At 68.7% G+C, this 23,075-nt stretch carries 23 protein-coding genes; 11 read left to right on the top strand and 12 right to left on the bottom strand.

The window, feature by feature from the left end; genetic code table 11:
• Positions 1-2: 2 nt before the first annotated feature.
• From lexA to NA12_RS24835, 12 genes are all read right to left on the bottom strand, one after another.
• Complete coding sequence (gene lexA / locus NA12_RS24890) at positions 3-653, bottom strand: transcriptional repressor LexA (RefSeq protein WP_067456152.1); 651 nt, start codon at positions 651-653, stop codon at positions 3-5.
• A gap of 33 nt (positions 654-686) precedes the next feature.
• A complete protein-coding gene (locus NA12_RS24885) occupies positions 687-1,181 on the bottom strand; it encodes a GNAT family N-acetyltransferase (protein WP_067456485.1) in 495 nt (164 codons plus the stop codon).
• Positions 1,182-1,253: 72 nt separating this feature from the next.
• Positions 1,254-2,096: a DegV family protein gene (locus NA12_RS24880; RefSeq protein WP_067456149.1), complete on the bottom strand. Its 843-nt coding sequence runs from the start codon at positions 2,094-2,096 to the stop codon at positions 1,254-1,256.
• A 3-nt stretch (positions 2,097-2,099) separates the two neighbouring features.
• Positions 2,100-3,752: a diglucosylglycerate octanoyltransferase gene (gene octT, locus NA12_RS34730; protein WP_243655081.1), complete on the bottom strand. Its 1,653-nt coding sequence runs from the start codon at positions 3,750-3,752 to the stop codon at positions 2,100-2,102.
• Positions 3,742-4,401, bottom strand: a complete 660-nt coding sequence (locus NA12_RS24870; protein ID WP_067456147.1) for a histidine phosphatase family protein — start codon at positions 4,399-4,401, stop codon at positions 3,742-3,744. The genes octT and NA12_RS24870 overlap by 11 nt, the downstream gene beginning before the upstream one ends.
• Positions 4,398-4,814 carry a ribosome silencing factor gene (gene rsfS / locus NA12_RS24865; protein ID WP_067456144.1) on the bottom strand — a complete coding sequence of 139 codons (417 nt, stop codon included), beginning with the start codon at positions 4,812-4,814 and terminating at the stop codon, positions 4,398-4,400. The genes NA12_RS24870 and rsfS overlap by 4 nt, the downstream gene beginning before the upstream one ends.
• A 46-nt stretch (positions 4,815-4,860) precedes the next feature.
• Entirely contained in the window at positions 4,861-5,502 is a 642-nt protein-coding gene (nadD, locus tag NA12_RS24860) for a nicotinate-nucleotide adenylyltransferase (RefSeq protein WP_084473077.1), read from the bottom strand.
• Positions 5,503-5,546: 44 nt separating this feature from the next.
• The gene (locus tag NA12_RS24855; RefSeq protein ID WP_067456139.1) at positions 5,547-6,545 is read right to left on the bottom strand and encodes a hypothetical protein; all 999 of its coding nucleotides are present in this window, start codon (positions 6,543-6,545) and stop codon (positions 5,547-5,549) included.
• A gap of 161 nt (positions 6,546-6,706) precedes the next feature.
• The gene (locus NA12_RS24850; RefSeq protein WP_067456136.1) at positions 6,707-7,048 is read right to left on the bottom strand and encodes an MmcQ/YjbR family DNA-binding protein; all 342 of its coding nucleotides are present in this window, start codon (positions 7,046-7,048) and stop codon (positions 6,707-6,709) included.
• A 10-nt stretch (positions 7,049-7,058) separates the two neighbouring features.
• On the bottom strand, positions 7,059-8,450 hold the full coding sequence (locus NA12_RS24845; RefSeq protein ID WP_067456133.1) for a vWA domain-containing protein: 1,392 nt from the start codon (positions 8,448-8,450) through the stop codon (positions 7,059-7,061).
• Between the two features lie 2 nt (positions 8,451-8,452).
• Positions 8,453-9,325 (bottom strand): AAA family ATPase, encoded by an 873-nt coding sequence (locus NA12_RS24840; RefSeq protein WP_067456479.1) that lies wholly within the window; start codon positions 9,323-9,325, stop codon positions 8,453-8,455.
• A 2-nt stretch (positions 9,326-9,327) separates the two neighbouring features.
• Complete coding sequence (locus NA12_RS24835; protein WP_067456130.1) at positions 9,328-10,593, bottom strand: glutamate-5-semialdehyde dehydrogenase; 1,266 nt, start codon at positions 10,591-10,593, stop codon at positions 9,328-9,330.
• Positions 10,594-10,819: 226 nt separating this feature from the next.
• Between NA12_RS24835 and NA12_RS24830 the strand changes: the two genes are divergently transcribed.
• From NA12_RS24830 to NA12_RS24780, 11 genes are all read left to right on the top strand, one after another.
• Entirely contained in the window at positions 10,820-11,695 is an 876-nt protein-coding gene (locus NA12_RS24830) for a ribokinase (protein ID WP_067456127.1), read from the top strand.
• An 81-nt stretch (positions 11,696-11,776) separates the two neighbouring features.
• The gene (locus tag NA12_RS24825; RefSeq protein ID WP_067456124.1) at positions 11,777-13,000 is read left to right on the top strand and encodes an RtcB family protein; all 1,224 of its coding nucleotides are present in this window, start codon (positions 11,777-11,779) and stop codon (positions 12,998-13,000) included.
• A 62-nt stretch (positions 13,001-13,062) separates the two neighbouring features.
• Complete coding sequence (locus NA12_RS24820) at positions 13,063-15,186, top strand: RecQ family ATP-dependent DNA helicase (protein ID WP_067456122.1); 2,124 nt, start codon at positions 13,063-13,065, stop codon at positions 15,184-15,186.
• A 163-nt stretch (positions 15,187-15,349) separates the two neighbouring features.
• Positions 15,350-16,450 (top strand): methyltransferase, encoded by a 1,101-nt coding sequence (locus NA12_RS24815; RefSeq protein WP_067456119.1) that lies wholly within the window; start codon positions 15,350-15,352, stop codon positions 16,448-16,450.
• A gap of 61 nt (positions 16,451-16,511) precedes the next feature.
• Entirely contained in the window at positions 16,512-16,901 is a 390-nt protein-coding gene (locus NA12_RS24810) for a hypothetical protein (RefSeq protein ID WP_243655082.1), read from the top strand.
• A 136-nt stretch (positions 16,902-17,037) separates the two neighbouring features.
• Positions 17,038-17,994 carry a non-homologous end-joining DNA ligase gene (ligD, locus tag NA12_RS24805; protein WP_067456113.1) on the top strand — a complete coding sequence of 319 codons (957 nt, stop codon included), beginning with the start codon at positions 17,038-17,040 and terminating at the stop codon, positions 17,992-17,994.
• Positions 17,995-18,195: 201 nt separating this feature from the next.
• Positions 18,196-19,146, top strand: coding sequence for a D-isomer specific 2-hydroxyacid dehydrogenase family protein (locus NA12_RS24800; protein ID WP_371856021.1), 951 nt, complete (start codon positions 18,196-18,198; stop codon positions 19,144-19,146).
• Positions 19,147-19,313: 167 nt separating this feature from the next.
• Complete coding sequence (locus NA12_RS24795) at positions 19,314-20,045, top strand: ESX secretion-associated protein EspG (RefSeq protein WP_067456107.1); 732 nt, start codon at positions 19,314-19,316, stop codon at positions 20,043-20,045.
• 36 nt (positions 20,046-20,081) lie between these two features.
• Positions 20,082-20,456: a hypothetical protein gene (locus NA12_RS24790; protein ID WP_067456104.1), complete on the top strand. Its 375-nt coding sequence runs from the start codon at positions 20,082-20,084 to the stop codon at positions 20,454-20,456.
• Positions 20,453-22,003: a hypothetical protein gene (locus tag NA12_RS24785; protein WP_067456102.1), complete on the top strand. Its 1,551-nt coding sequence runs from the start codon at positions 20,453-20,455 to the stop codon at positions 22,001-22,003. Before NA12_RS24790 ends, NA12_RS24785 begins: the two co-directional genes overlap by 4 nt.
• Before the next feature lie 348 nt (positions 22,004-22,351).
• On the top strand, positions 22,352-22,846 hold the full coding sequence (locus NA12_RS24780) for a P-loop NTPase family protein (RefSeq protein WP_067456099.1): 495 nt from the start codon (positions 22,352-22,354) through the stop codon (positions 22,844-22,846).
• The last annotated feature ends 229 nt before the right edge of the window (positions 22,847-23,075 follow it).

Below are 23,075 nucleotides of genomic sequence, written 5' to 3'. Positions count from 1 at the left end.
CGTCAGAGTCGCCGCATCACCGAGACGACGCGGCCTAGGATGACCGCTTCGTCGCCGTCGATCACGGCGTAGGCGGGATTGCGCGGCTCGAGATAGACGTGACCGTTACGGCGGCGGTAGACCTTGACCGTGGCCTCCTCGCCGATCATCGCGGCGACGATATCGCCGGAGACGGCCTCGCGCTGACTACGGATCACCACGAGGTCGCCATCACAGATCGCGGCGTCGATCATCGAGTCGCCACGCACCCGCAAGCCGAAAACCTCACCACGGCCGACCAGTTCACGCGGCAAGGTCATGACGTCGTCGGGGTTGTGCTCGGCCAGGATCGGCGTCCCCGCCGCGATATCACCGACGACGGGCACCGACACCGAGGCATCGGCGTCGGCCGCGGGCGCGCCACGCAGGAACAACCGCACGTCGATGGGTCGGGTCATGGTGGCGGCTCGGCGCAGGAATCCGTCCTCCTCCAACGCCTTCAGATGGTGGGAGACCGTGGATGTGGAGCGCAGGCCCACCGCGTCGGCGATCTCCCGAGTGCTCGGAGCGTAGCCGTGAGCGAGCACCGAGTCCCTGATCACGGCCAGGATGTGTTGCCTGCGCGGCGGCAGGTTCGCGGCGTCGAGCTGGTCGAAGTCGTCGTATCCGGTCATCGGGAAATCGTAGATCCCGCGCTGATCACCGCTTCAGTCCAGGTTCCTCGCGAAACAGTTCGACAGCGGCAGGACGTGATACGGCGCGAACAGCGGTATCCGGTGATAGCCACTGCGCTCGTAGAAACGCACCGCCTCGGGCTGCAGATGTCCGGTCTGCAGGATGATTCGGGGCCGACCGGCCGCGCGCACGGATGCTTCGGCGGCGTGCAACAGCGCGGTCGCGGTTCCGGTGCCACGGTGGGCGGGGCGCACGAACATCCGCTTGAGTTCGAGGTCACCGGCATTCCAGCGCACCGCGGCGTGCCCGACGGGCTCGGCACCCGCGTACGCGACGAACGTCTCGTGCACGGTCGCGTGGTCGACCGCGAGCGGCGAGGGTCCGCTCGAGGGGAGTTCGAGGTGCGCGTAACGGGGACCGACCTCCGCCGACATCTCCGCCCGCAACGTCTCGGCATCGGGGTCGTCCCACTCGACCACGAGTACGCGTGGCGAAAGGTCTGTCTGTGGAGAAGCGTTGCCTGCCATGCCGGCTACGGTAGGCACCGGATCGTCGCCACCGGGCTGTTTACCCTCAGCGAGATTCTGAACCGGCATCGGTCAGACACATCCACCGGGCAACACCGCGACGCCGAGTGCGCCGACACCGAGGTGCACACCGAGCGCGGGACCGAACTCGGCGACGTAGAGCTCGTGCACCTGCGGCAGCTGCTCACGCAGTTGCGCCGCGATGTTCTCGGCGGCCTCCTCGGCGCCGAGATGCTGAATACCCAGGGCCGCACCGTCGGACGCCGCCGCGTCCACCGCGGCGGCCACCAGTTTGGCGTAGGCACGCGATCGGGTTCGCACCTTCTCGCGCATTTCGAGCTTGCCCTCCACCAGCTGCAGCAGTGGCTTCGTCACCAGTTCGCTGCCGAAGAACGCGGCGGCACTACTCAGTCTGCCGCCCTTGCGAAGTTGCTCGGTGCGGTTGACCAGGATGAACGTGCGCGAACGCGTGGCGGCCGACACCGCGCGCTCGTAGACATCGTCGAGCGCCTCACCAGCCCTCGCTCTCCGCGCGGCAGCCAGCACGGGCAGACCGGTCGCCAGGCCGGCCCCGAGCGAATCGACAACGCGCACACGATCTTCGGCACCCATGTCGCGCACCGCTTGGCGGCCCGACTCCCAGGTCGCCGACAACCGGCGCGACAGATGAACAGCCACCACCCCGTCGCCGTCGCTGTGGCTCAGCGCGCGTTCGTAGGCTTCGCGCAGTTCGCCGGGCGAGGCGGCCGACGTGGTGACCGAATCGGCGGTGTAGTCGATCTCGATCGGGTCGACGCCCTCCCGGATCTCTCGTTCACCGACGAGCACGTGCAACGGCACCACTTCGATACCGAGCCCGGCGACGAGATCGGCGGACAATCCCGCCGCCGAATCGGTGACCACGACAACGGCCACGGACTACCGAACCTCCTGCAGCGCCTTCGTCATCGCCGTCGCCACCGCCGCGTGCCCGGCCCAGCCCCAGTGGATGCCGTCCGGGTTCGCCGAGCCCGACTCGATGTCGTCGCGCACCGCCTCACCGAGGTCGACGAGCGGGACCGACGTGCGACCCGACCAGGCCTGCAATGCCTTCACCGCCCGCGGCCGACCCCGGTGGACCCGCCCGTAGGCATCGCACTTGTGGACCGACGGCAGTACCGCCACGACAGGCAACTCCGGACGCAGATGGTTCAGCGCGACCCGCGACTGCTCCAGGTAGTCGACGCTCACCCTCGGCGGAAGGGCAACCGGGCGACCGAGTTTCGACAGCTTCGGCTGCAACCAGTTGTAGGTCGCGCGCACACCACGGCGCAGGCGCGGCGGACGGATGTAGCGAATCATCTCCCGCAGCGCGGTCGGCAGCGGAGAGGGCAGCGTGTCCATGCCGCCGACGGCGAACACGACCGCACCGGCGCGCGGCACGGACGCCCACACCCGGGGATCTCCGATCAGCGCCCAATAGGCATCGCGACAGGTCCACCCGATCCGAGCGATCAGCTCGACATCCCAATCCAGTTCCGCGGCGACCATATTCGGCCAAATGCGTGGGTCGTCGGCGGGCAGACCGCCCTTCGGGCCGTAGTAGGCGAGCGAGTCGGCGATCACGAGCAGCACAGGGCGCGGGGCGGCCGACTCCACCGGCCTCGGCGACACGGCTTGCTCGACTAGCGGCGTACCGGCCGTTGCCGCCGCGACCGATTCACCGTGCGAAACACCGGATTCAGCGGATTCGTCGACGGCGATACCCGCCTCAGCGGCAGTCACCGAGGTCAGCGAGCTGTCCGCGATATCGAGGTCGACATCCGAGCCCGCGGAGGCGCCGATCTCCACCGCGGCCGCTATCTCCGCCGAAGGAGGTGCGGACGAACTGGTGGCGTCGGACTCGGCCGATTCCGGTGCAGACCTCAATGGTTGCGGCACAGCCTGATCGGTCGATCCACCGGCATCAACGATCGAGTCAGTGACGGCCGGGTCGTCGACGGACCGCGCTACCGAGCTTTCGCCGCCGGCAGCCGAGACCGCATCCGCATCAGTCGCAGTGAGGTCCTCGCCGGCCCCGGTCTGTACGGCGACAGAGCCTCCGTCGCCCGACTCGGCCGCTGCGACACCCTCCACCGCTGCCGTGACACCGGAAGTCTCGCTATCCGCTTCTCCCGCAGCAGCACTGGAGGCGACGTCGACAGCGCTGGGCGCACCATCGGCATCGTCACCGATCGAAGTCTCCGCGCTCGGCACGTCGACACCTGGGGAGACATCGGCCGAAGACCCGGAATCCGCTGTTTCCGAGCCGGATTCGACGGCGTCCGCCGCCGAGTCGACCGGCTCGGGGGCAGCGACGACCGGCGGGGGCACCGGGCCGAAGAGGGCATCGGGCAGCGACCGTGCGCTGCGGGCAGTGACCTGCTTGAAGAGTTCGTCCGGTACCGAACGGATCGGCTCCTCGCGCTCCGCGCGCGCGGGCCGAGCGGGTGGCGGGCCGAACAGCGCGTCCGGCAATTGCCGTCCGGCTTTGGCCGTCACCTGCTGGAACATCTCATCAGGTACTGATCGATCGGGCTCTTCATTGGACATCGGGAGCTACCTTCGCCGCTGCGTTCCACACATCGAGGCGCCAACCGGGTCGGTCGATGTCCGGGCCGTGACTGGAGAGCTGCACCCAGCTGGTATTGGCCAGCCCGCCGAGGGCGGGCCAGTTCTCCGGTGGCAGTTCCAGCAACGCGGCCGTCAGAGCAGCGATCAGCCCGCCGTGCGCAACCAGGATGATAGTCCGACCGGGCCAATCCTGCCGCTCGTTGTACAGTTCGCGCACCACGGGCAAGGAGCGGGCACCGACCTCGAGCTTGCTCTCGCCGCTGGGCGGTGTGTAGGTAGCATCCAGACGCCATTGCACCCGCGCGCCGGGGTAATCGGCGTCGACTTCGAGATGGGTCAGGCCTTCCCAGTCGCCCAGGTTGGTCTCGCGCAGCCGTGGATCGGTGATGACGGGCAGATCGCTGATGTCACCGAGCGCCTGCGCGGTGTCCTTGGCGCGACGCAGATCGGAGGCGTGGATCGCGATAGCGTTGCGTGAACCCAGTTCTCGCGCGGCCTCTTTCGCCTGCTGGCGACCGAGTTCGGTGAGATCGGTGTCGATCTGACCTTGCATCCGGTCGGCCGCGTTCCATTCGGTCTGCCCGTGCCGCAACAGGATCAGGTTGCGCACATGGGCGTACTTGCTCACTCGTCTATTCCCTCTACCTGCGCGTCGTCGTCCGCGGCCGGAGTCGGGAGTGCGGCGATGCCTTCGACGGGAACCGCCGGGCAGTCACGCCACAGGCGCTCGAGGGCGTAGAAGTTGCGCTCGTCGTTGTGCTGGACGTGCACGACGATATCGACGTAGTCGAGCAGTGCCCAGCGACCCTCACGGGTGCCTTCGCGACGGACCGGCTTGTGGCCGGCTTCGCGCAGCTTGTCCTCGATATTGTCGACGATCGCGTTGACCTGGCGCTCGTTGGGCGCCGAGGCGATGACGAAACAGTCGGTGATCACCAGCTGCTCGGAGACGTCGAGGACAACGACATCGGTGGCGAGCTTGTCGTCGGCGGCGAGTGCGGCGACCGTGGCCATCTCGATCGCTTCGGTAGAGGCACTCATACGGTCTCCTCCTGCGGGGTCGGACCCTCACTCATGTGGCTCAACGTCAGCTACCTTCCGTTCCTGCGGGCACGTAGAGGTGCCGCTTCGATATGTACTGCACCACGCCGTCGGGGACGAGGTACCAGACCGGCCGACCCTCCGCGGCGCGGCGGCGGCATTCGCTCGACGAGATGGCCAGCGCGGGGATCTCGACCATCGTCACGGCGTCGGCGGGAAGGTCCCGCAGATGCTCCTCGAGATGATCGGTGTTCAGTTCGTAACCCGGTCGGCTCACCCCGACGAACTTCGCCAGTTCGAACAGTTCGGTCCAATCCTGCCATGTCAGGATGTTGGCCAGCGCGTCCGCACCGGTGATGAAGTACAGCTCCGCGTCGGGATGGGTGTTCTGCATCTCGCGCAGCGTGTCCACGGTGTAGGTGACTTTGTTGCGTTCGATATCGGCCCTGCTGACGGAGAACCTCGGATTGGACGCGGTGGCGATCACGGTCATCAGATAGCGGTCCTCGGCGGGACTGACCTGCTTGTTGACCTTCTGCCACGGCTGCCCGGTCGGCACGAAGATCACTTCGTCGAGCTCGAACCGGTTCGCGACCTCGCTCGCCGCGACCAGGTGGCCGTGGTGGATCGGGTCGAAGGTGCCGCCCATGACCCCGAGCTTGCGGCGCGGTCGAGCTGTTTCGTGCATGAGGTCTGAGCTTAATCCGGCCTACCGGACCGGGGCGGACCGGACTACTCCCCGCCATCGCGGCGCTCGCGCGGTCCCGACGCCTGCGCGCACATCTGGGCGAACTGGGCGCGGGTGCGTTTCAGCTCTTCGACGAGGTGTGCGGCAGGCTCGGCGGCCACGCGGCGATCGAGCTCGGTCAACAACACCGTGATCGTCACCCACCAGGGCCCGCGTACGCGCCCCCGTGGTCCGCGCAGTTGTAGCCAGGCGGCCGCGCGCAGGCAGCGGGCCCTCGGCACGATCTTGTCCTGCTCGCCCCAGAGGCCCGCGGCGCGCAGATAGCCGCCGAGCGCCTCGGACTCCTGCCCACAGCACTCGCGAGCGACCGCGGCCGACCAGACCAGATCGGCGTGGCGGCGGCGCAACGCGGGCGTACCGGCGATCAGCCGTGCCGCTTCGGCGAACTGCCAGGCGGCCTGACGATAGCGGCCGACGTGGTTCAGCGACTCGGCGAACTGGGCGCGCACCAGCGCGAGCTCGGCGGGTGGGTAGGCGACGGGACCGGTCAGCAGGGGGCGGTCGAAGGCGACCACGGCTTCGCCGTGGCGACCCGCACGATGCCAGGCGCGACCAGCGACCAGCCAGAGGTGGACCGAATCCGCCCACGAGATCGGCTGCCAGCACGCGGCGGCTGCGGCGGCGGCGCGAGCCATGTCGCGGTCGCGGCCCGGTTGCGCGGCGACGGCGGTGACCAGGCGAGTGCGCAGAGCCGCGAGTTCGGACCCGGCCAGTTCACCCGCTCCGACCACCAAGGCCCGACGCAATTGTTGCTCCGCTGCCGCCGGAGCGTCCGCCAGTCGAGCGGCGGCGATCTCGGCCAATCGCCGCGCCGCCCGCGCCCCCGCACCCGGCGCGAGCGGGCGGGCGTCGACGCCGGGGGAATCCGCCGCCAGCGCCGTGGCATGGCCCGGATAGGCCGAACCGGTCTCGGGGGCACCGACGAGCGGGCGGTGCGGTTCTTCTCTGGGCGAATCGTGCTCGTTCGCGAACGCATCGTTCACCGGCCGGAGCTCGCCGACCGCAAGACCGCGTACCCCGATAGAACGGGCCCTACCTGCGATATCCGTCGATCGGATCGCTCGTCGTCGCGCGACGCCCCTGCCAGCATGGGCGTGATCTTCGTGGCTGTGCCATGTGAGGCGCTTAACGTCGGCTGAAGTGCTCAGGCGGTGGGGCGCTTCGACTTCGGGAGCTTGGCGACGACCGCGTCGTAGGAGGCGTCGATCAGTTCGCGCAGGTCGTCGTCCGGCACCGCGCCGCCCACACGGATGCTGTTCCAGCCGTAACGGCCGATGTAGGCCGATGCGGTGACATCGTCAGGGTAGATGTCGATCAGTTCATCGGCCTCGGTGCGGTCGCGCCCACACTTGAGACCGATCGACGTGCCCGCGCCGAGGAACGCGAAAACCTTGTCGCCGACCTTGGCAACGGTGTCGCCCTCCCACGGCTCGTCTTCCCAGGCACCCGGTTTGGCCCGGCAGTAGGCCACAACGTCGACACTCATCTCGGCTCCTTCAGACAGGCAACAGTCGGGATACCACCTCGGTCAGCTGTCGTGCTGAACGGCATTCGTGCATCTCGATCACCGCGGCGTAGTCACGAGCCGCGGAATCGCCGGTCCCCCACAGGTTCTTGGGCTCGGGGTTCAGCCAGTGCGCGTGCCGGGCGATGCCGACCAGTTCGCGCAGAGTATTCAGTTGCGGGTTGCGGTAGTTGGTGCGGCCGTCGCCCAGAACCAGCAGGGAACTGCGACTGGTGACGGCTTCGCCGAAGTTCTCGGCGAAGCTGGTGAGCGCGTAGCCGTAGTCGGAGTGCCCGTCGGCGTCGATGATGCGCGACTCGGTGAAGATCCGGGTCATCACGTCGTCGAGGCCCGCGTACGGCGCGAAGAAGCTGGTGACCTCGTCGGTGCGGTCGACGAAGGCGAAGATCCGCACCCGCGAGAACTGCTCACGCAGCGCGCTCACCAGCAACAGGGTGAAGTTACTGAACCCGGCTACCGAGCCCGAGATATCGCACAGCAGAACCAGTTCCGGCCGACCGGGGCGCGGCTTGCGGCTCACCAGATCGATCGGCACCCCGCCGGTGGACATCGAGGCACGCAGGGTTTTGCGCAGATCGATTTCGCCGCGCCTGGCTCGTTTGCGCCGCACCGCCAGGCGAGAGGCCAGGATCCGGGCCAATCGCTGGGTACCGCGGCGCAGTTCGGTGAGCTCGCGCTCGGAGGCGCGCAGGAAGTCGGCATCCTCGGCCTGGCGCGCGACACCGTAGGTCGCGACGCGTTCACGCCCGATCTGTTCGGCCACGCGCCGATTGGTCTCGGCCTCCACACGCGCCCGAAAGCCCGCGATGCGTTCCCTGGCGACGCGGCGAGCGACCTCGGTGTCGCGCGCGCTCGCATCCGGCGGCAGCGCCAGACCCGCGAGCACCTTGGCCAGCAAGGACTGCGGCGCAAGGTCTTTGAGTGCCTGATACGTGGAGAACGAGGGTCCACGAGCGGACTGGAACTGCCCGAGTTGCTCGACCACCTGTCCGGCCAACGCCTGCAGCTGATCGCCGCTGTCGTCGGCGGCGAGCATCTCGGCGAGCTGCTCACGCAGGGCGGCGAGGTCGATCTGGCCGTCCGGAGTGCGTGGCAGGTCCGCGGCCTCGGCGGTGCGATCCCCCACCGCGGCGGGAAACCACAGATCGAACAGGCCGTCGAAAGTGGCGCGATGGGTGGGTCTGCGCAGCAGCGCGCAGGCCAGACCCTCACGCACCGCTTCGCGATCGAGCAGATCCAATACGGTCAGCACTCGGCCCGCGTCGACGGTTTCCGAGGGGCCGACCGGCACCCCGCGGGCCCGGAGCGCACCGACGAAACCGGCGACATGGCCGCCGATTCCGTGGGGTGTCGGCGCGGTCATGATCAGGCCAGTTTCAGTTCGGCCAGCGCACGCTGGTGATCGCTGCGGTGCTTGAGCACCACCCCGAGTGTGGCGCGCACCGTCGCGTCGTCGAGGTCCGCGGCGCCCAACGCGAGCAAGGTATTGCCCCAGTCGATAGTCTCGGCGACCGAAGGCAGCTTCTTGAGCTGCATACCGCGCAGCACGTGCACGACCCGCACCAGCTGCTCGGCCACCGTGCTGGGGAGTTCCGGCACGCGGCTGTCCAGGATGCGGCGTTCGAGGTCTTCGTCGGGGAAGTCCAGGTGCAGGTACAGGCAGCGACGTTTGAGCGCCTCCGACAGTTCCCTGGTGGCGTTCGAGGTGAGGACCACGAACGGCTTGCGGGTGGCGGTGATGGTGCCCAGCTCGGGCACGGTCACCGCGAAATCGCTGAGCACTTCGAGTAGCAGACCCTCGATCTCGACATCGGCCTTGTCGGTCTCGTCGATCAGCAGCACCGTCGGCTCGGTGCGGCGGATCGCGGTGAGCAACGGGCGCGAGAGCAGGAATTCCTCGGTGAAGACGTCGGCTTTGGTTTCGGCCCAATCGTTTTCACTCGACGCCTGGATCCGCAGGATCTGCTTGGCGTGGTTCCACTCGTAGAGCGCACGCGCCTCGTCGACGCCTTCGTAGCACTGCAGGCGGACCAGTTCGGCGTCGGCGACCTGGGCCACCGCACGCGAGAGCTCGGTCTTGCCGACACCGGCCGGGCCCTCGATGAGCAGCGGTTTACCCAGCCGATCGGCCAGGAAGACCGAGGTGGCTGTCGCCTTGTCGGCCAGGTAGCCGGTGGTGGCGAGCCGAGCGATGACATCGTCTACCGACGTGAAGATCGGTTCCTGTACGAGGTTCATGATCACACCGGCCGAGTCTGGCCGTCGCCCCACACGATCCACTTCGTGGAGGTGAGTTCGGGCAGTGCCATCGGGCCGCGAGCGTGCAGCTTCTGGGTGGAGATGCCGATCTCGGCGCCGAAGCCGAACTGCTCACCGTCGGTGAACGCGGTGGACGCGTTCACCATCACCGCGGCGGCGTCCACGCGGGCGGTGAACTCGCGAGCGGCGGCCAGGTCGGCGGTGACGATGGCCTCGGTGTGGCCGGTTCCCCAGGTGTTGATGTGGTCGACGGCGGCATCGAGATCGTCGACCACCTTCAGCGCGATATCCAGGGTGAGGTACTCCTCGCCCCAGTCGGCGTCGGTGGCCGGGACCTGACCGGGCAGGTCGCCGTGGATGGTGACGCCCGCGTCCTCGAGCGCCTTACTGAGGCGGGGCAGCGCGGTCTCGGCGACGGCGGCGTCTATGAGGACCGTCTCGGCGGCGTTGCAGACGCTGGGGCGGCGGGTCTTGGCATTGAGCACGATGGCCTCGGCCATCGCCAGGTCGGCGGCCGAGTGCACGTAGACGTGGCAGTTGCCGGTGCCGGTCTCGATGGTGGGCACCTGCGCGTCGCGGACGACGGCGTTGATCAGGCCCGCGCCGCCGCGCGGGATCACCACATCGACGAGGCCGCGGGCCTGGATCAGGTGGGTGACGCTGGACCGATCATTGCTGGGCAGCAGCTGCACCGCATCGGCCGGAATATCCTGCGCGACAAGGGCTTCCCGCAGAACCTCGACCAGGGCGGCGTTGGACTTCGCGGCCGAGGACGACCCGCGCAGCAGCGCCGCGTTGCCCGATTTGAGCGCGAGACCGAACGCGTCGACGGTGACATTGGGTCGCGCCTCGTAGACCATGCCGACCACACCCAGCGGGACGCGGGTCTGGCGGATCTCGAGGCCGTTGGGCAGCGTGGAACCGCGCACGATGACACCCACCGGATCGGGGAGCGTGGCGACCTGCCGCAGACCCGAGGCGATGCCGTCGATGCGTGCCTCGGTGAGTCGCAGCCGGTCGAGCAGGTTCTCCTCGGTACCGGCGGCCTGCGCGGTCGCGATGTCGGCGGCGTTGGCCGCGAGCACGCGATCGGCGGCGGCGAGCAGGGCATCGGCCGCCGCGTGCAGGGCATCGTTCTTCTGCGCCGTGGTCAGCTGAGCCAGCACACGGGACGCGACGCGAGCGCTGCGGGCGGCGTCGTGCACCGCTGCGCGGATGTCCAGCTCGGGGGTCACTTCTACCGTCATGGGTATCAGCCTACGCAGTCCACGTCGCGCGCTCGACGCCGCCCGGGACCCGGAATAGCCCTCCGACCGGCACCGGGACCGAGTTGTCCACAGGCTCGGCGACGCCGTAGACACAGTTGTCCACAGGCGGTGAGCACGGTGTTTCCGTCCACGCTCGAAGTCCTGCCGAGAACCGCGAACCGAGCGAACCCGGTAGAGCGGCGACATCACCGTTAGATTCAGCACCATGGATCGCCCTGGCTCGCCGACCGTTGTCGTGCTCGGCAGCGTCAACATGGATCTGGTCACGACCACCGCACGCAGGCCCGCACCGGGCGAGACGGTGCTCGGGACCGAGTTCACGACCGTGCCCGGCGGCAAAGGGGCGAACCAGGCGATCGCGGCGGCGCGGTCCGGGGCGCAGGTGCGGTTTCTCGGCGCGATCGGCGACGACACGTTCGCGACGGTGCTGGCGAACACGCTCTCGGCGGCGGGCGTCGATATCACCCTGCTGCGGCGGGTCGGTGGCGCCAGCGGGGTGGCCTCGATCGTCGTCGACGCCACCGGCGAGAACAGCATCATCGTGGTGGCGGGAGCCAACGGACAGGTGACCGAGCTGACGGATGCCGAGCTCGCGGCGATCGCGGCCGCCGATATTCTGCTGTGCCAGTTGGAGATTCCGGTCGAGACGGTGCTCGCCGCGGCACAGCACGCGCGCGCCTCGGGTACCGTCGTCGCGCTGAATCCCTCACCGGTGCGGCCGCTGCCCGACGCGTTGTGGGCCGCCGTCGACGTCGCGGTCGTGAATTCCCTGGAGGCCGAGCAGTATCGCGCCGAGCTGACACAGGTGGCGCACCTGGTGACCACACTGGGCGGGGACGGGGCGGTGTACCGCGGCACCGACGGAAACGAGATATCCGCCGCCGGCCGCGACGTCGAAGTCCTCGATACGACCGGCGCGGGCGACGCGTTCACCGGCGCCTTGGCCGCCACCTGGAATCAGGGTGCGCGGGCCGCGCTGAACTGGGCGAACGCCGCCGGTGCGCTGGCGACCACCAGCCTCGGCGCGAGCTCGTCCATCCCCGGGAGCGCGCGGATCGCGGCGGCGCTCACCACCGGCTGACCCGCCGTACCCGAGGAAATTCGAGTGCGCCGCCACCGCCGCGCCCATACCGTTGGTCCTTCACCGAGGAAAGGACCGACCATGTTTCCCGTCGAGCTGCGCGGTACGCGAGCGCAGACGCTCATGTGGGCCACCGAGCACGAGATCGAGCAGTCAGCGCTGCGCCAGCTCCGCAATATCGCGGACCTGGAGTGGGTGTACGGACTGCGCGTGATGCCCGATGTGCACCTGGGCAAAGGGGCGACGGTGGGGTCGGTCATCGCGATGCGTGACGCGGTCGCGCCTGCCGCGGTCGGTGTCGATATCGGCTGCGGAATGGAGAGTGTGAAGACTGATCTCACCGCCGCCGACCTGCCCGATGACCTGCGCTCGTTGCGGTCGCGGATCGAGGCGGCCGTCCCGGTGGGGTACCAGTCGCACAAGGACGCTGTGAATGTCGCACAGCTCGGCGCCGAATTCGCGGGTTCACACGGGCGGGCCGCGCGGCAGGCCAACGGCTGGGAGCGCTTCTGGCGCGCGTTCGGGCAGCTGCATCCCGGTGTGTCGGGGCTGGAATCGAAGGCGCACAAGCAGATCGGATCACTCGGATCGGGCAACCACTTCATCGAGATCTGCCTCGACACCGACGACGCTGTCTGGATTCTGCTGCACTCCGGTTCGCGCAATATCGGTAAGGAACTGGCCGAACGGCACATGGCGGTCGCACGCGCGCTGCCGCACAACCAGTCGCTGCCCGATCGAGACCTGGCCGTGTTCCTGTCCGGGACTACGGAAATGGACGCCTACCGGCGCGACCTCACCTGGGCTCAGGAGTACGCCGCGCGCAATCGCGCGGTGATGCTCTCGCTGGTGTGCCGGGCGGTGCGCGAGGAGTTCGCCGGGCGAACGGTGCGCTTCGACGAGCCGATCAGCTGCCACCACAACTATGTCGCCGAGGAGACCATCGACGGTATGCCGATGCTGGTGACCCGCAAGGGCGCGGTGCGCGCGGGTGCTGGTGAACTCGCGTTGATTCCGGGGTCGATGGGCACGCGGTCGTATGTGGTGCGGGGCAAGGGGAATCCGGATTCCTTCCAGTCCGCTTCGCACGGTGCGGGGCGGCGGCTGAGCCGGTCGGCGGCCAAGAAGCAGTACACGGTCGCGGACCTGGTCGCCCAGACCGAGGGCGTGGAATCGCGCAAGGACGCGGGCGTGGTCGATGAGATCCCGGCCGCGTACAAGGACATCGATCAGGTGATCGCGGCGCAAGCCGATCTGGTCGACGTGGTGGCGACGCTGCGTCAGGTGCTGTGTGTGAAGGGCTGAGCGAACCGGGCCGCTCTGTACCGCCGATCGACCTTGTCGGTGGTACAGGGCACTATGGCCTCATGACCTCACCCGCAGGCAACGATGTGCTCGACCTGACGGACCCTGACCTGCGCGAACGAGCCGAACAGCTACTCGGTGAGCTCGCCGGGCCCGACGCGCGGTTGCGGGAGGACCAGTGGACCGCGATCGAAGCGCTGGTGGTGCAGCGCAGGCGGGCGCTGGTGGTGCAGCGGACCGGCTGGGGTAAGTCGGCGGTGTACTTCATCGCGGCCAAGTTGCTGCGCGGGGCGGGACGTGGACCGACGGTGATCGTGTCGCCGCTGTTGGCGTTGATGCGCAACCAGGTGGCGGCCGCGGAACGGGCCGGGGTGGTGGCGGCCACGATCAACTCGGGCAATGTCACCGAGTGGGACGAGATCCATCAACGGGTGGCCGACGGCGAGGTCGACGTTCTGCTGGTGAGCCCGGAACGGTTGAACAACCCCGACTTTCGCGATCAGGTGCTGCCGCGTCTGGCCGCCGATGCCGGGCTCGTCGTCATCGATGAAGCGCACTGCGTATCGGACTGGGGCCATGATTTCCGGCCCGACTACCGTCGCATCCGAACACTGATCGCCGATCTGGGGTCGCAGGTGCCGGTGCTGGCGACCACCGCGACGGCCAACGATCGGGTGGTCACCGATGTGGCCGGACAGATCGGCACCGACACCCTGGTCTTGCGCGGCACGCTGGATCGCGAGTCGCTGCACCTGTCGGTGGTGCGATTCGACGACGCGGTCCAGCGCACGGCCTGGCTGGGTGAGCAACTGCACCGGCTGCCGGGCTCGGGCATCATCTACTGCCTCACCGTCGCGGCGGCCAACGATCTGTCCGACCTGCTGAATTCACACGGCCACACCGTCGCCGCCTACACCGGCCAAACCGATCCCGCCGAGCGTGAGGTGCTCGAGGCCGCGCTGCTGAACAACGAGGTCAAGGCGCTGATCGCGACGTCGGCGCTCGGGATGGGTTTCGACAAGCCGGATCTCGGATTCGTCGTGCACGTCGGGGCCCCGTCCTCGCCGATCGCGTACTACCAGCAGGTCGGTCGGGCGGGTCGCGGCACCGAACGCGCCGAGGTCGTCTTGCTGCCCGGCCCCGAGGACGCGCGGATCTGGAGTTACTTCGCGTCGGTCGCCTTCCCCCGGGAACACATCGTGCGCTCGGTGCTCGCCGCGCTGGACACCGACCGGGCGATGTCGACCGTGGCGCTCGAACCGCTCGTCGAGCTGAACCGCTCGCGCCTCGAGATGGTGCTGAAGGTGCTCGATGTCGACGGCGCCGTGCGACGGGTGCGCGGCGGGTGGCTCGCGACCGGCCAGGACTGGACCTACGACACCGCACGCTACGAGGGCTTGGCCGCAGCTCGCGACGCCGAACAACAGGCGATGATCGACTACCAGGCGACGGCCACGTGTCGGATGACCTTCCTGCGCCGCCAACTCGACGACCCCGGTCTGGACGGGCTCGCGACCGCCGACCTCGATTGCGGCCGCTGCGACAACTGCACCGGCACCCGCCCCGACACCACTGTCGACGACGCCGCGATCGCCGCCACCCGAGCCCGCCTCGACCGCCCCGGCCTCGACCTCGCCCCCCGCAAACAGTGGCCGAGCGGGATGGCCAAGTTGGGAATACCGTTGTCGGGCAAGATCTCCGGTGGCGCCGAGACCGGACGCGTGCTCGGTCGGCTCACCGACCTCGGCTGGGGCATGCGTTTACGCACCCTGCTCGACGCCCCCGACGCACCGGTACCGGACGCGGTCTTCGACGCCTGCGTCGCGGTACTGCGCGACTGGACCTGGACTACCCGACCGACCGCCGTGCTGGCTCTGCAATCCCCCCGCTATCCGCACCTCACCGCCAGTCTCGCCGACCGTCTGGCCGGGATCGGCCGACTCGACAATCTCGGCACCCTGCACACCAGACCGGACCGTCCCCCGGTCTCGGCGGCGAACTCGGCCCATCGAGTCGCGGGATTGTTCGATTCCTGGGAGGTTCCCGACCTCTCCGGGGTCGATGGCCCGATTCTGCTGGTCGACACCCTCACCGACACCGGCTGGACCATGACCGTCGCCGCGCACGCCCTCCGCACCAGCGGCGCCGACGCGGTGCTGCCGTTCGCGCTGGCGACGCCGACCTGATCCGGACAGCGGCGGCGTTCGACTGCCATCGATCGCCGTGTCATCCTTCGTTCGGCGATGGCACGGCGCGCGTTCACAGCGGGGCTCACAGCCGCCCCAGCGGATCGACAATCCCGTACGCTCACCACGTACGCGCAGGTCAACCGGCCGATAGGGAGTCGTCATGACGTCCACCGCTCCGAAGAAACTTCCCCCACTGCCCGTGCTCCGCGCGATCGAGTGGGTGCGTGACACGCTCGCCGGACTACACCGCGTACTCGTCCCCGGCCACATCGCGCTGCTGGAACTACAGGTCGCGGGTTTCCTCTCCCAGGCCATCAGCGCCGCCGCCGAACTCGGGGTGGCCGACGCGCTGGCGGACGGCCCGCGCACGGCGAAACAGCTCGCCGCGGCACTCGAGGTCGATGAGGAGGGACTGCGCAGGCTGCTGGTCCTGCTGGTGAGCTACGGCATCTTCGACCAGCGCCGCGACGGCCGCTACGCCCTCACCCGCATCGGAGATTCGCTACGCAGCGACGCCGAGGTGACACTGCGCGATCTGTGCCGGTTCTTCGGGTCCCCTTTCCATCGCAACCACTGGACCCACCTCAGCGACGCGGTCCGCACCGGTGAGGCCGTGGGCCGAGACCTGGACGGCGCGAGCTTCTTCGAGTACGCGGCCGAGCACCGCGAGATCGGCGAACTGTTCGACAACGCGATGACCAGTATCAGCACGCTCGCGATCGAACCACTGCTCGCGGCTTACGATTTCGGGCAGTTCGGCACGCTCGTCGATGTGGGCGGTGGGCGCGGCAGCCTGCTCATCGAGGTCCTCGGCCGCTATCCGACGGCTACCGGCGTCGTGTTCGACCTACCGAGTGTGGTCGATGATCTCACGGCCGACCTCGCCGCGGCCGGGCTCGCACACCGCTGTGCGGCGCAAGCCGGCTCGTTCTTCGAATCGGTACCCCAGGGTGGGGATGTCTATCTGCTCAAACACATCCTGCACGACTGGTCCGATGCCTCGGCCGAGCAGATCCTGCGCACTGTTCGCGCGGCGATGAGCCCGACGGCGACGCTGCTGGTAGTCGAACTGGTGCTGCCCGAGCACGGTCGACCGCACCCGGCGAAGTTCATCGACCTGGAGATGCTGGTGAACACCGAGGGCGGCCATGAACGCACCGAGGTTCAGTTCCGCGATCTGCTGGCACGCAGCGGCTTCACTCTGGTGCGCACAGTACAGACGGCGGCGCCGGATCGAATCCTCGAGGCGGTTGCGCGCTGACTCGCTCGACACGCCGCCGCCGATTGCGCGCGCACCGTGTGACCGGTGCTTCAATGCGGCTATGACCAGGACCTCATTTGCTCGAACCCTGATGGCCGTCGCCGCGGGCTGTGCGGCCGGATTCACCCTGTTGACCGTTCCCGCCCAGGCGTCGAACGAGAACCCCCTCGACTGCGCGGGCGTGGCGGGCGCCCAGGCCGCCGCCGACCGCGAGAGCGCGGCCCGCGGTCTCGCGATCACCCCACTGTGCTTCAGCGGCGGTCTCTACAGCCCCATCCACGCGGGGATCCCGCTGGCCGTGCTGAACCCGCTGACCATGCCGGGTACCGCGAGCGTGTGTGTCGATGAACGCGGAACCGTCGAGGCGGCAGCGAAATTCGAATGGACCGACCGTGTTCATGTGATGCCGATGTGCATCCAGAATCGCGCGTTCGGCGTGTACGAGCTGTAGACAAGACCCGGACGCAGCGGTCCGCACGGAGTCGATCCGTGCGGACTTTTTTGCCTCTTGCGTTATCCGACAGCAACCACTCCGACGCAGGCTCGCTCGCCCGCGGGGGCCGGCCGGCTCGTCTATCGTTGGGCGGGTGGCCAAGTCTGCGGCGCCTGCGGTCGAACTACCGGTGGGTGAGCACACGGTGCGGATCAGCAATCCCGACCGGGTGTATTTCCCCGCGCTCGGCGTCACCAAGCTCGACCTGGCGCAGTACTACCTGAGCGTCGGGGACGGGATCGTCAACGCGCTGCGGGATCGGCCCTGCATGCTGCACCGTTTCCCCAAGGGTCTGCCGGGCGGAAAGGTGCACCAGAAGCGGGTGCCCGCGGGCGCGCCGGACTGGATCTCGACGGTGCGCGTGCACTTTCCGCGCTACGGCAGGCATGCCGACGAGCTCTGCGTGCACGAACTCGCCGACGTGATCTGGGCGGTGCAGATGTCCACGGTGGAGTTCCACCCCTGGAATTCACGGGCGTCCGATACCGAGTCACCCGATGAATGGCGCATCGACCTCGATCCGATGCCGGACTGCCCGTGGTCGCGAGTACAACGGGTGGCCGGGGTCGTGCACGAGGTACTCGACGAGCTCGGGGCGGTCGGGTGGCCGAAGACCTCCGGTGGTTCCGGGCTGCACGTCTACGTGCGAATCGCGCCGGAGTACGGGTTCGGGCAGGTCCGACGGGCCGCACTCGCGTTCGCGCAGGAGGTCGAACGGCGCGCGCCCGAGGATGTCACGACGGCCTGGTGGCGCAAGGACCGCGATCCCGCGCAGCTGTTCGTCGACTACAACCAGAACGCGCGCGACCACACCATCGCCGCCGCCTATTCCGTGCGTGGCGTGCCGGAGGCCACCGTGTCGACTCCGGTGCGCTGGACCGAGATCGACGACATCGTGCCGCGCGACTTCACCATCCAGACCGTGCCCACCCGCTACGCCGAGCTCGGCGACCCGCAGGCCGACATGGACAACGCCGTGTTCGACATCGCGCCCCTGCTGGAACTGGCCGACCGGCACGGCGTGCAGGACCCCGTCGACCTCGACGACTGACGCGCCATCCGGACAACGGCGACACGGCAGACTACCGACCGACGCGGGCGCCGAATCGCGAAAACGCGGTCACCGGGACAAGACGGGGAGGGTGCGGCGGCGCCGTCGACAGCAACGAGGAAGAATCACAGTCCGGGGACCGCGTGCGGTGCCCGAGACAGCGCTCGAGCCGCTATGCGGCACACGACCCAGGAGGTCTCTGTGCAGGAATCCGCGACCACGATCGCGATCGCCCCGGACCAGCCGGCGCCGCGCTTGCTCGAGAAAGCGGTGGTGGGAGCGGGCGCTCGGGTGGGTGAGCTGGCGGAGGCCGACGCGCTGATCTGGACCGGCAAACCCCGCGATTTCCCGTCCACCCTGCCCGCGTCGGTGCGCTGGGCGCAGTTGCCCGCCGCGGGCATCGAGGACTTCTTCGACGCGGGCGTGTTCACCGCCCACCCGGCTGTGCAGTTCACCTCCGCGGCCGGTGCGTTCTCGCACAGTGTCGCCGAACACGCGCTGATGCTGTTGCTGGCCGGTGTGCGATACCTGCCCGAACAGCTGCGGGCGACATCGTGGCAGCAGCGGGAGTTCTTTCCGCACGTCGGGTCGTTGCGCGGCAAAACCGTCACGATCGTCGGCGCGGGCGGGATCGGCCGCGCGTTGATCCCGATGCTGACGCCGCTCGGCGCGCATGTGATCGCGGTGAACCGCTCGGGACGCCCGGTATCCGGTGACAACATTCCCGCCGGCGTCGAGACGGTGCCGACCGACCAGCTCGCGCGCGTGTGGTCGCACACCGATCACGTGGTGGTCGCGGCACCGGCCACCGCGCAGACCCGCCACCTCATCGGCGCCGACGAACTGTCCCGGCTCAAGCCGTCGTCGTGGGTGATCAATGTGGCCCGTGGCAGCCTGATCGACACCGACGCGCTGGTGGACGCGCTGACCGGCAATTCGATCGGGGGCGCCGGACTCGACGTCACCGACCCCGAGCCGCTGCCGGACGGACACCCGCTGTGGACATTGCCGAACGCGATCATCACCCCGCACGATTCGAACCCACCGCAGCTGCGGTTGGCGGCGTTCGCCGATCATGTCGGCGCGAATGTGGCGCGGTTCGTCGCGGGTGAACCGCTGGAGGCGATCATCGACACCGCGCGCGGTTACTGACGGGTCCGGCGAGGGTCGCATGAAAGTTCGCCGAACGAAGTACTTCTCCGAGGTACTCAGCGCGGGAAAAGATTCCGTTCGGAGGTATGAGGCTTGATCGGCACGCCGGAATCGGACAGCGCGGGTTACGCTGTCCCCGTCCTGGTTCGGTAAGGATGGGATCGGCAATGGCATGGACCTTCACCGCTGACGAATTCGCGCACGTCTGGCGGGAATCGGGTCAGGACCGCATGCCGTTCCCGCTGCGCATGCTCGAGTCACCGCGCACCGAGAACGACGCGGACCGATTGCGCGCCGGTATACGGGACCGACTACCCGGGGGCGACCCCGACCTCGCCGCCTGCCTGCGGATCATCGCCGAACCGCACGCCAGGGTCGTACTGGTCGGTGGCGCCCACACTCCCGGCAGCGAAATCCGGCTCCTGGCGTGCGCGGTCTACGACCACGCGGTGCTGATCGTGCAAGATCCGAGCACCCGACCCGATTACGGTGGCAGCGTGCGTGTTTCGATCGGGCACACCGCGGGGATCGGCGCCCGCGTCGCGGCCTGCCTGCCCGATGCTCCGCCCGGTCGCGAACCGGCCCGCGAGGCCACGACCGATGCGGTGCGCGACGAGGAAACCGTGCTCGCGACCCATCCCGCCGTGCCCCGCATCCAGCGATTATTGCGCAGGCCGCACACGGCTGAGGGCCACATCCGCATCGAAACCGGGCTCGACCGACCGGTGCCGAGCGCGCCGGTGCATTACAGCTGGATCGACGTGGCCAACGACGGTCGCTACCTGCTGAGAGCGGGCGAGACCGTACACGTGGTGCCCGCGTCCACTGGGCAACTAGCGGCGCAATTACAGCGCAGATTGGTGCCAGCGCACAGTTCGCACAGTAGAAGGTCCGGCTAACCTGGACTCCACCGCATCATCTGGAGGGGAGACGCGATGACGATCGAGAGCAGCAGAGCCGAGATCTCCCGGTTCCGCAGCGCCGCCGTAGCGGGGACACTGACATTCGACCCCGACGCCGCGCGTCGGTGCGCCGAGCTCTACGAACAGCAGGCCGAGCATCTCGCCCAGTTACGGCAGGCACTCGAGAGCGCTTCCGAGACAACGGGATTCGGTGGCTTCGTCTCCGCCCAGCAGCTACAGGCCGGTTTCGCGCACAAAGCACGCGACGCCGCCGAACTGCTCGACCGCTACATCGAGGCGGCTTACCGGATGAAAGAGGCGTTCCTGCTCAGCGCGGGCCTCTACGAGGAAGCCGACGCCGCCGCGGCCGCCGCCCTGCGCGCCGTCGATACGAGGGTGCGCGGATGAGCACCGACCCCACCTACATCAGTGCGATGGAGCATTTCGAATCCATGCCGCACGAGCAGATCTACACGCGCGCCCAGCAGATCGACGCCGGCGCCATTCTCGGTGCGTCGATGACCTGGCTGGAGACCGCCGCCACCCTCACCACCTCGATGCCGCTGACCAAATCCGGCGCCGACCGGGTGATCGACGACACCGGCTGGTCCGGCGCCGCCGCCGATGCAGCCGCCGCGAGCACCCGCAGTTTCGCCGCCTCCATCGACGAGCTGGCCGTGGTGATGGCCGAAGTCGGCGCCCGCCTCGGTGGTGTCGCCGCGGCCGCCGAGGCCGTGAAGCTGGCCGTCGTCGCACCGGGCGGTTCCGGCCCGATCGGGGCGATCGCCCGCCTGCTGGAGAGTGCGCGAGTGATCGACGCGCAGATGGCGGCCGAGGCACTGCGCCAGGAAGCCGTGCTGGCGATGAACATGATCTACAAACCGGCGTATTCGCTGGCCGGAACCGGCGTCCCAGCGCTGCCCACGGCACCAGCGGAGACCGAATCACCCTCGGCCCGAGGTGGTTCCGCCTCGCCCGGCAACAGGTCGACTCCGAGCCCCTCAGCGCCACAGGGTAATTCGCCGGAATCTGCGCAGGACCCCGAGTCCGGCGCCGCACCCGATGAAACACCGTCGCCCAGCGCGACCGCGCCTCCCCGCGAGGACCCCACACCAGCGGAAAGCCCTGCGCCCCAGGGCCAAAGCTCGACGCCGGAGTCTCCGACCTCCAGACCCCCCGCCACCACCACCGAAGCACCGGCGCCGACTACCCAGGCGCCCGCGCCGACCACTGAAGTACCCGCGCCGACCACCGCGCCACCCGCGCCAACTACCGAAGCACCCGCGCCGGCCACCGATGCGCCCGCGCCGACTACTGAAGTACCCGCGCCAACTACCGCGCCACCCGCACCATCTTCTGAGGCACCCGCACCGCCGCCTACCGTGCCACCCGCACCCACCACCGAAGTACTCGCGCCGCCCACCGAGGCGCCCGCACCGCCTACCGAGCGACCAGCACCGTCTGTCCAGGCGCCTGCGCCCACAACCGAAGTGCCCGCGCCCACCACCGCGCCACCCGCAGCGACTACCGAAGCACCCGCTCCCACCACCGAAGCGCCCGCGCCGACTACCGATAGGCCCGTGCCGCAGGGCCAGGGCCCCATCGTTCCGCCGACGAGTTCGCCCGGCGATTCGCCCACTCCCCCGCCCACGCAACCGAACCACTATCCGACACAGCAAGATTCGAATCCACCCGCACCGAAACCGCCGGTGGAAACCCCGCGGCCGACCGAAGCCCCCGCACCGACGTCGGAACAACCGGCCTCCCCGGCACCACCCGGCCGCCAAGCGCCACAACCGATTCCGCTGCCAGGCATGCCCGACATGTCCGACCCAGGCGGACAACCCGGCGTCACCGGCCCCGTTCCCGGGGCCGACGTCTCACCGTCCCACCCCGCCACCCCCAAGGCTCCGCCACCCCAGACCGATCAGCCAGGAGTAGTTCCGCAGCGGTAGATCACCAACACCGCCACGTCCGCCGGCCCTCCTCCGGAATGTGCCGACCGCCCAGCCCCGCACCAGCGCCGTCAATCGGTTCGTGGCCTGAAAACCGATCGCCGCGATCGGCATCCGCCCACGCTGTGCCCGGCAGCGCAGGCCCACGGTCGCCGGACTCGGTCTGCCTCCTTCCCCTGGTCGGAGGCATGACCCGGGGTGTCACTGCCGGGCACCAGTCGCGTTGACGGACCGCTGATGGGGACAGGGCCGCGACAGAGATCTCCTTCCTCAACGTGGGCATCCGGACGTTGACGCTTCGATCGGCGCCATGTCACTCGATGCCACCAGACCCGGCACGGAGGCAGCATGAAACGAATCGTCATCCTCGGCCGCGGCGGCGCAGGCAAATCCACCCTGGCCCACCAACTCGGCACCGCCACCGGACTGCCCGTCACCGAACTCGACAAACACTTCTGGCCACCGGACCTGACACCGCTACCCCCAGATCAATGGAGAGCGACCCAACACCGGCTCATCAACGGAGAAGGCTGGATCCTCGACGGCGACCTCGGCCCCTTCGACGCGCTAGAGGTGCGGTTGAGAGCCGCCGACACCATCGTCGTACTCGACCTCTCCCTCTGGATCTGCGCATGGCGAGCACTACGCCGCTCCCGCGAGAACCTGACCTTCTGGCGCTGGCTGATCGGCTACCGCCGCCACAGCCTCCCCCTGATCACCACCGCCATCGCCGACCACGCCCCCACCGCAACCGTCCACCTGCTCCGCCACCCCCGCGACATCGAGCACTTCCTCACCGAAGCCCGCAACCACCCACCCGAAGACCCCCGACGAAACCCATAGCAGTACCCCCGCCCTCACCACGCCTACCTACACCACCAACCACGCCCTCACATCAAAGGCCCAGCACCCCACACCCCCGAACAAGCCTCGGGCACGACATCTCCAACACCCACACCTCGACCCACCAGCGCCCACCCCACCAACCAACCAACTACTCGCCCACACCTCGGGCCCCCCACCCCACCCAACACCACGAATCCGCCATGACCGCACTCCCAACCCCGCCCCC

The sequence above is a fragment of the Nocardia alba NBRC 108234 genome, from assembly GCF_001612665.1.
Lineage (GTDB): Bacteria > Actinomycetota > Actinomycetes > Mycobacteriales > Mycobacteriaceae > Nocardia > Nocardia alba.
This window is presented reverse-complemented; position numbering and strand designations above follow the sequence as displayed.

Bases quoted from the DNA above. Each gene is read 5' to 3' on its own strand.
- NA12_RS24820 (WP_067456122.1), top strand. From the start codon at position 13,063: ATGACCTCACCCGCAGGCAACGATGTGCTCGACCTGACGGACCCTGAC.
- NA12_RS24785 (WP_067456102.1), top strand. From the start codon at position 20,453: ATGAGCACCGACCCCACCTACATCAGTGCGATGGAGCATTTCGAATCC.
- lexA (WP_067456152.1), bottom strand. From the start codon at position 653: ATGACCGGATACGACGACTTCGACCAGCTCGACGCCGCGAACCTGCCG.
- rsfS (WP_067456144.1), bottom strand. From the start codon at position 4,814: ATGAGTGCCTCTACCGAAGCGATCGAGATGGCCACGGTCGCCGCACTC.
- NA12_RS24830 (WP_067456127.1), top strand. From the start codon at position 10,820: ATGGATCGCCCTGGCTCGCCGACCGTTGTCGTGCTCGGCAGCGTCAAC.
- octT (WP_243655081.1), bottom strand. From the start codon at position 3,752: ATGTCCAATGAAGAGCCCGATCGATCAGTACCTGATGAGATGTTCCAG.
- NA12_RS24790 (WP_067456104.1), top strand. From the start codon at position 20,082: ATGACGATCGAGAGCAGCAGAGCCGAGATCTCCCGGTTCCGCAGCGCC.
- NA12_RS24850 (WP_067456136.1), bottom strand. From the start codon at position 7,048: ATGAGTGTCGACGTTGTGGCCTACTGCCGGGCCAAACCGGGTGCCTGG.
- NA12_RS24835 (WP_067456130.1), bottom strand. From the start codon at position 10,593: ATGACGGTAGAAGTGACCCCCGAGCTGGACATCCGCGCAGCGGTGCAC.
- nadD (WP_084473077.1), bottom strand. From the start codon at position 5,502: ATGCACGAAACAGCTCGACCGCGCCGCAAGCTCGGGGTCATGGGCGGC.
- NA12_RS24885 (WP_067456485.1), bottom strand. From the start codon at position 1,181: ATGGCAGGCAACGCTTCTCCACAGACAGACCTTTCGCCACGCGTACTC.
- NA12_RS24795 (WP_067456107.1), top strand. From the start codon at position 19,314: ATGGCATGGACCTTCACCGCTGACGAATTCGCGCACGTCTGGCGGGAA.
- NA12_RS24810 (WP_243655082.1), top strand. From the start codon at position 16,512: ATGACCAGGACCTCATTTGCTCGAACCCTGATGGCCGTCGCCGCGGGC.
- NA12_RS24840 (WP_067456479.1), bottom strand. From the start codon at position 9,325: ATGAACCTCGTACAGGAACCGATCTTCACGTCGGTAGACGATGTCATC.
- NA12_RS24780 (WP_067456099.1), top strand. From the start codon at position 22,352: ATGAAACGAATCGTCATCCTCGGCCGCGGCGGCGCAGGCAAATCCACC.
- NA12_RS24845 (WP_067456133.1), bottom strand. From the start codon at position 8,450: ATGACCGCGCCGACACCCCACGGAATCGGCGGCCATGTCGCCGGTTTC.
- NA12_RS24825 (WP_067456124.1), top strand. From the start codon at position 11,777: ATGTTTCCCGTCGAGCTGCGCGGTACGCGAGCGCAGACGCTCATGTGG.
- NA12_RS24815 (WP_067456119.1), top strand. From the start codon at position 15,350: ATGACGTCCACCGCTCCGAAGAAACTTCCCCCACTGCCCGTGCTCCGC.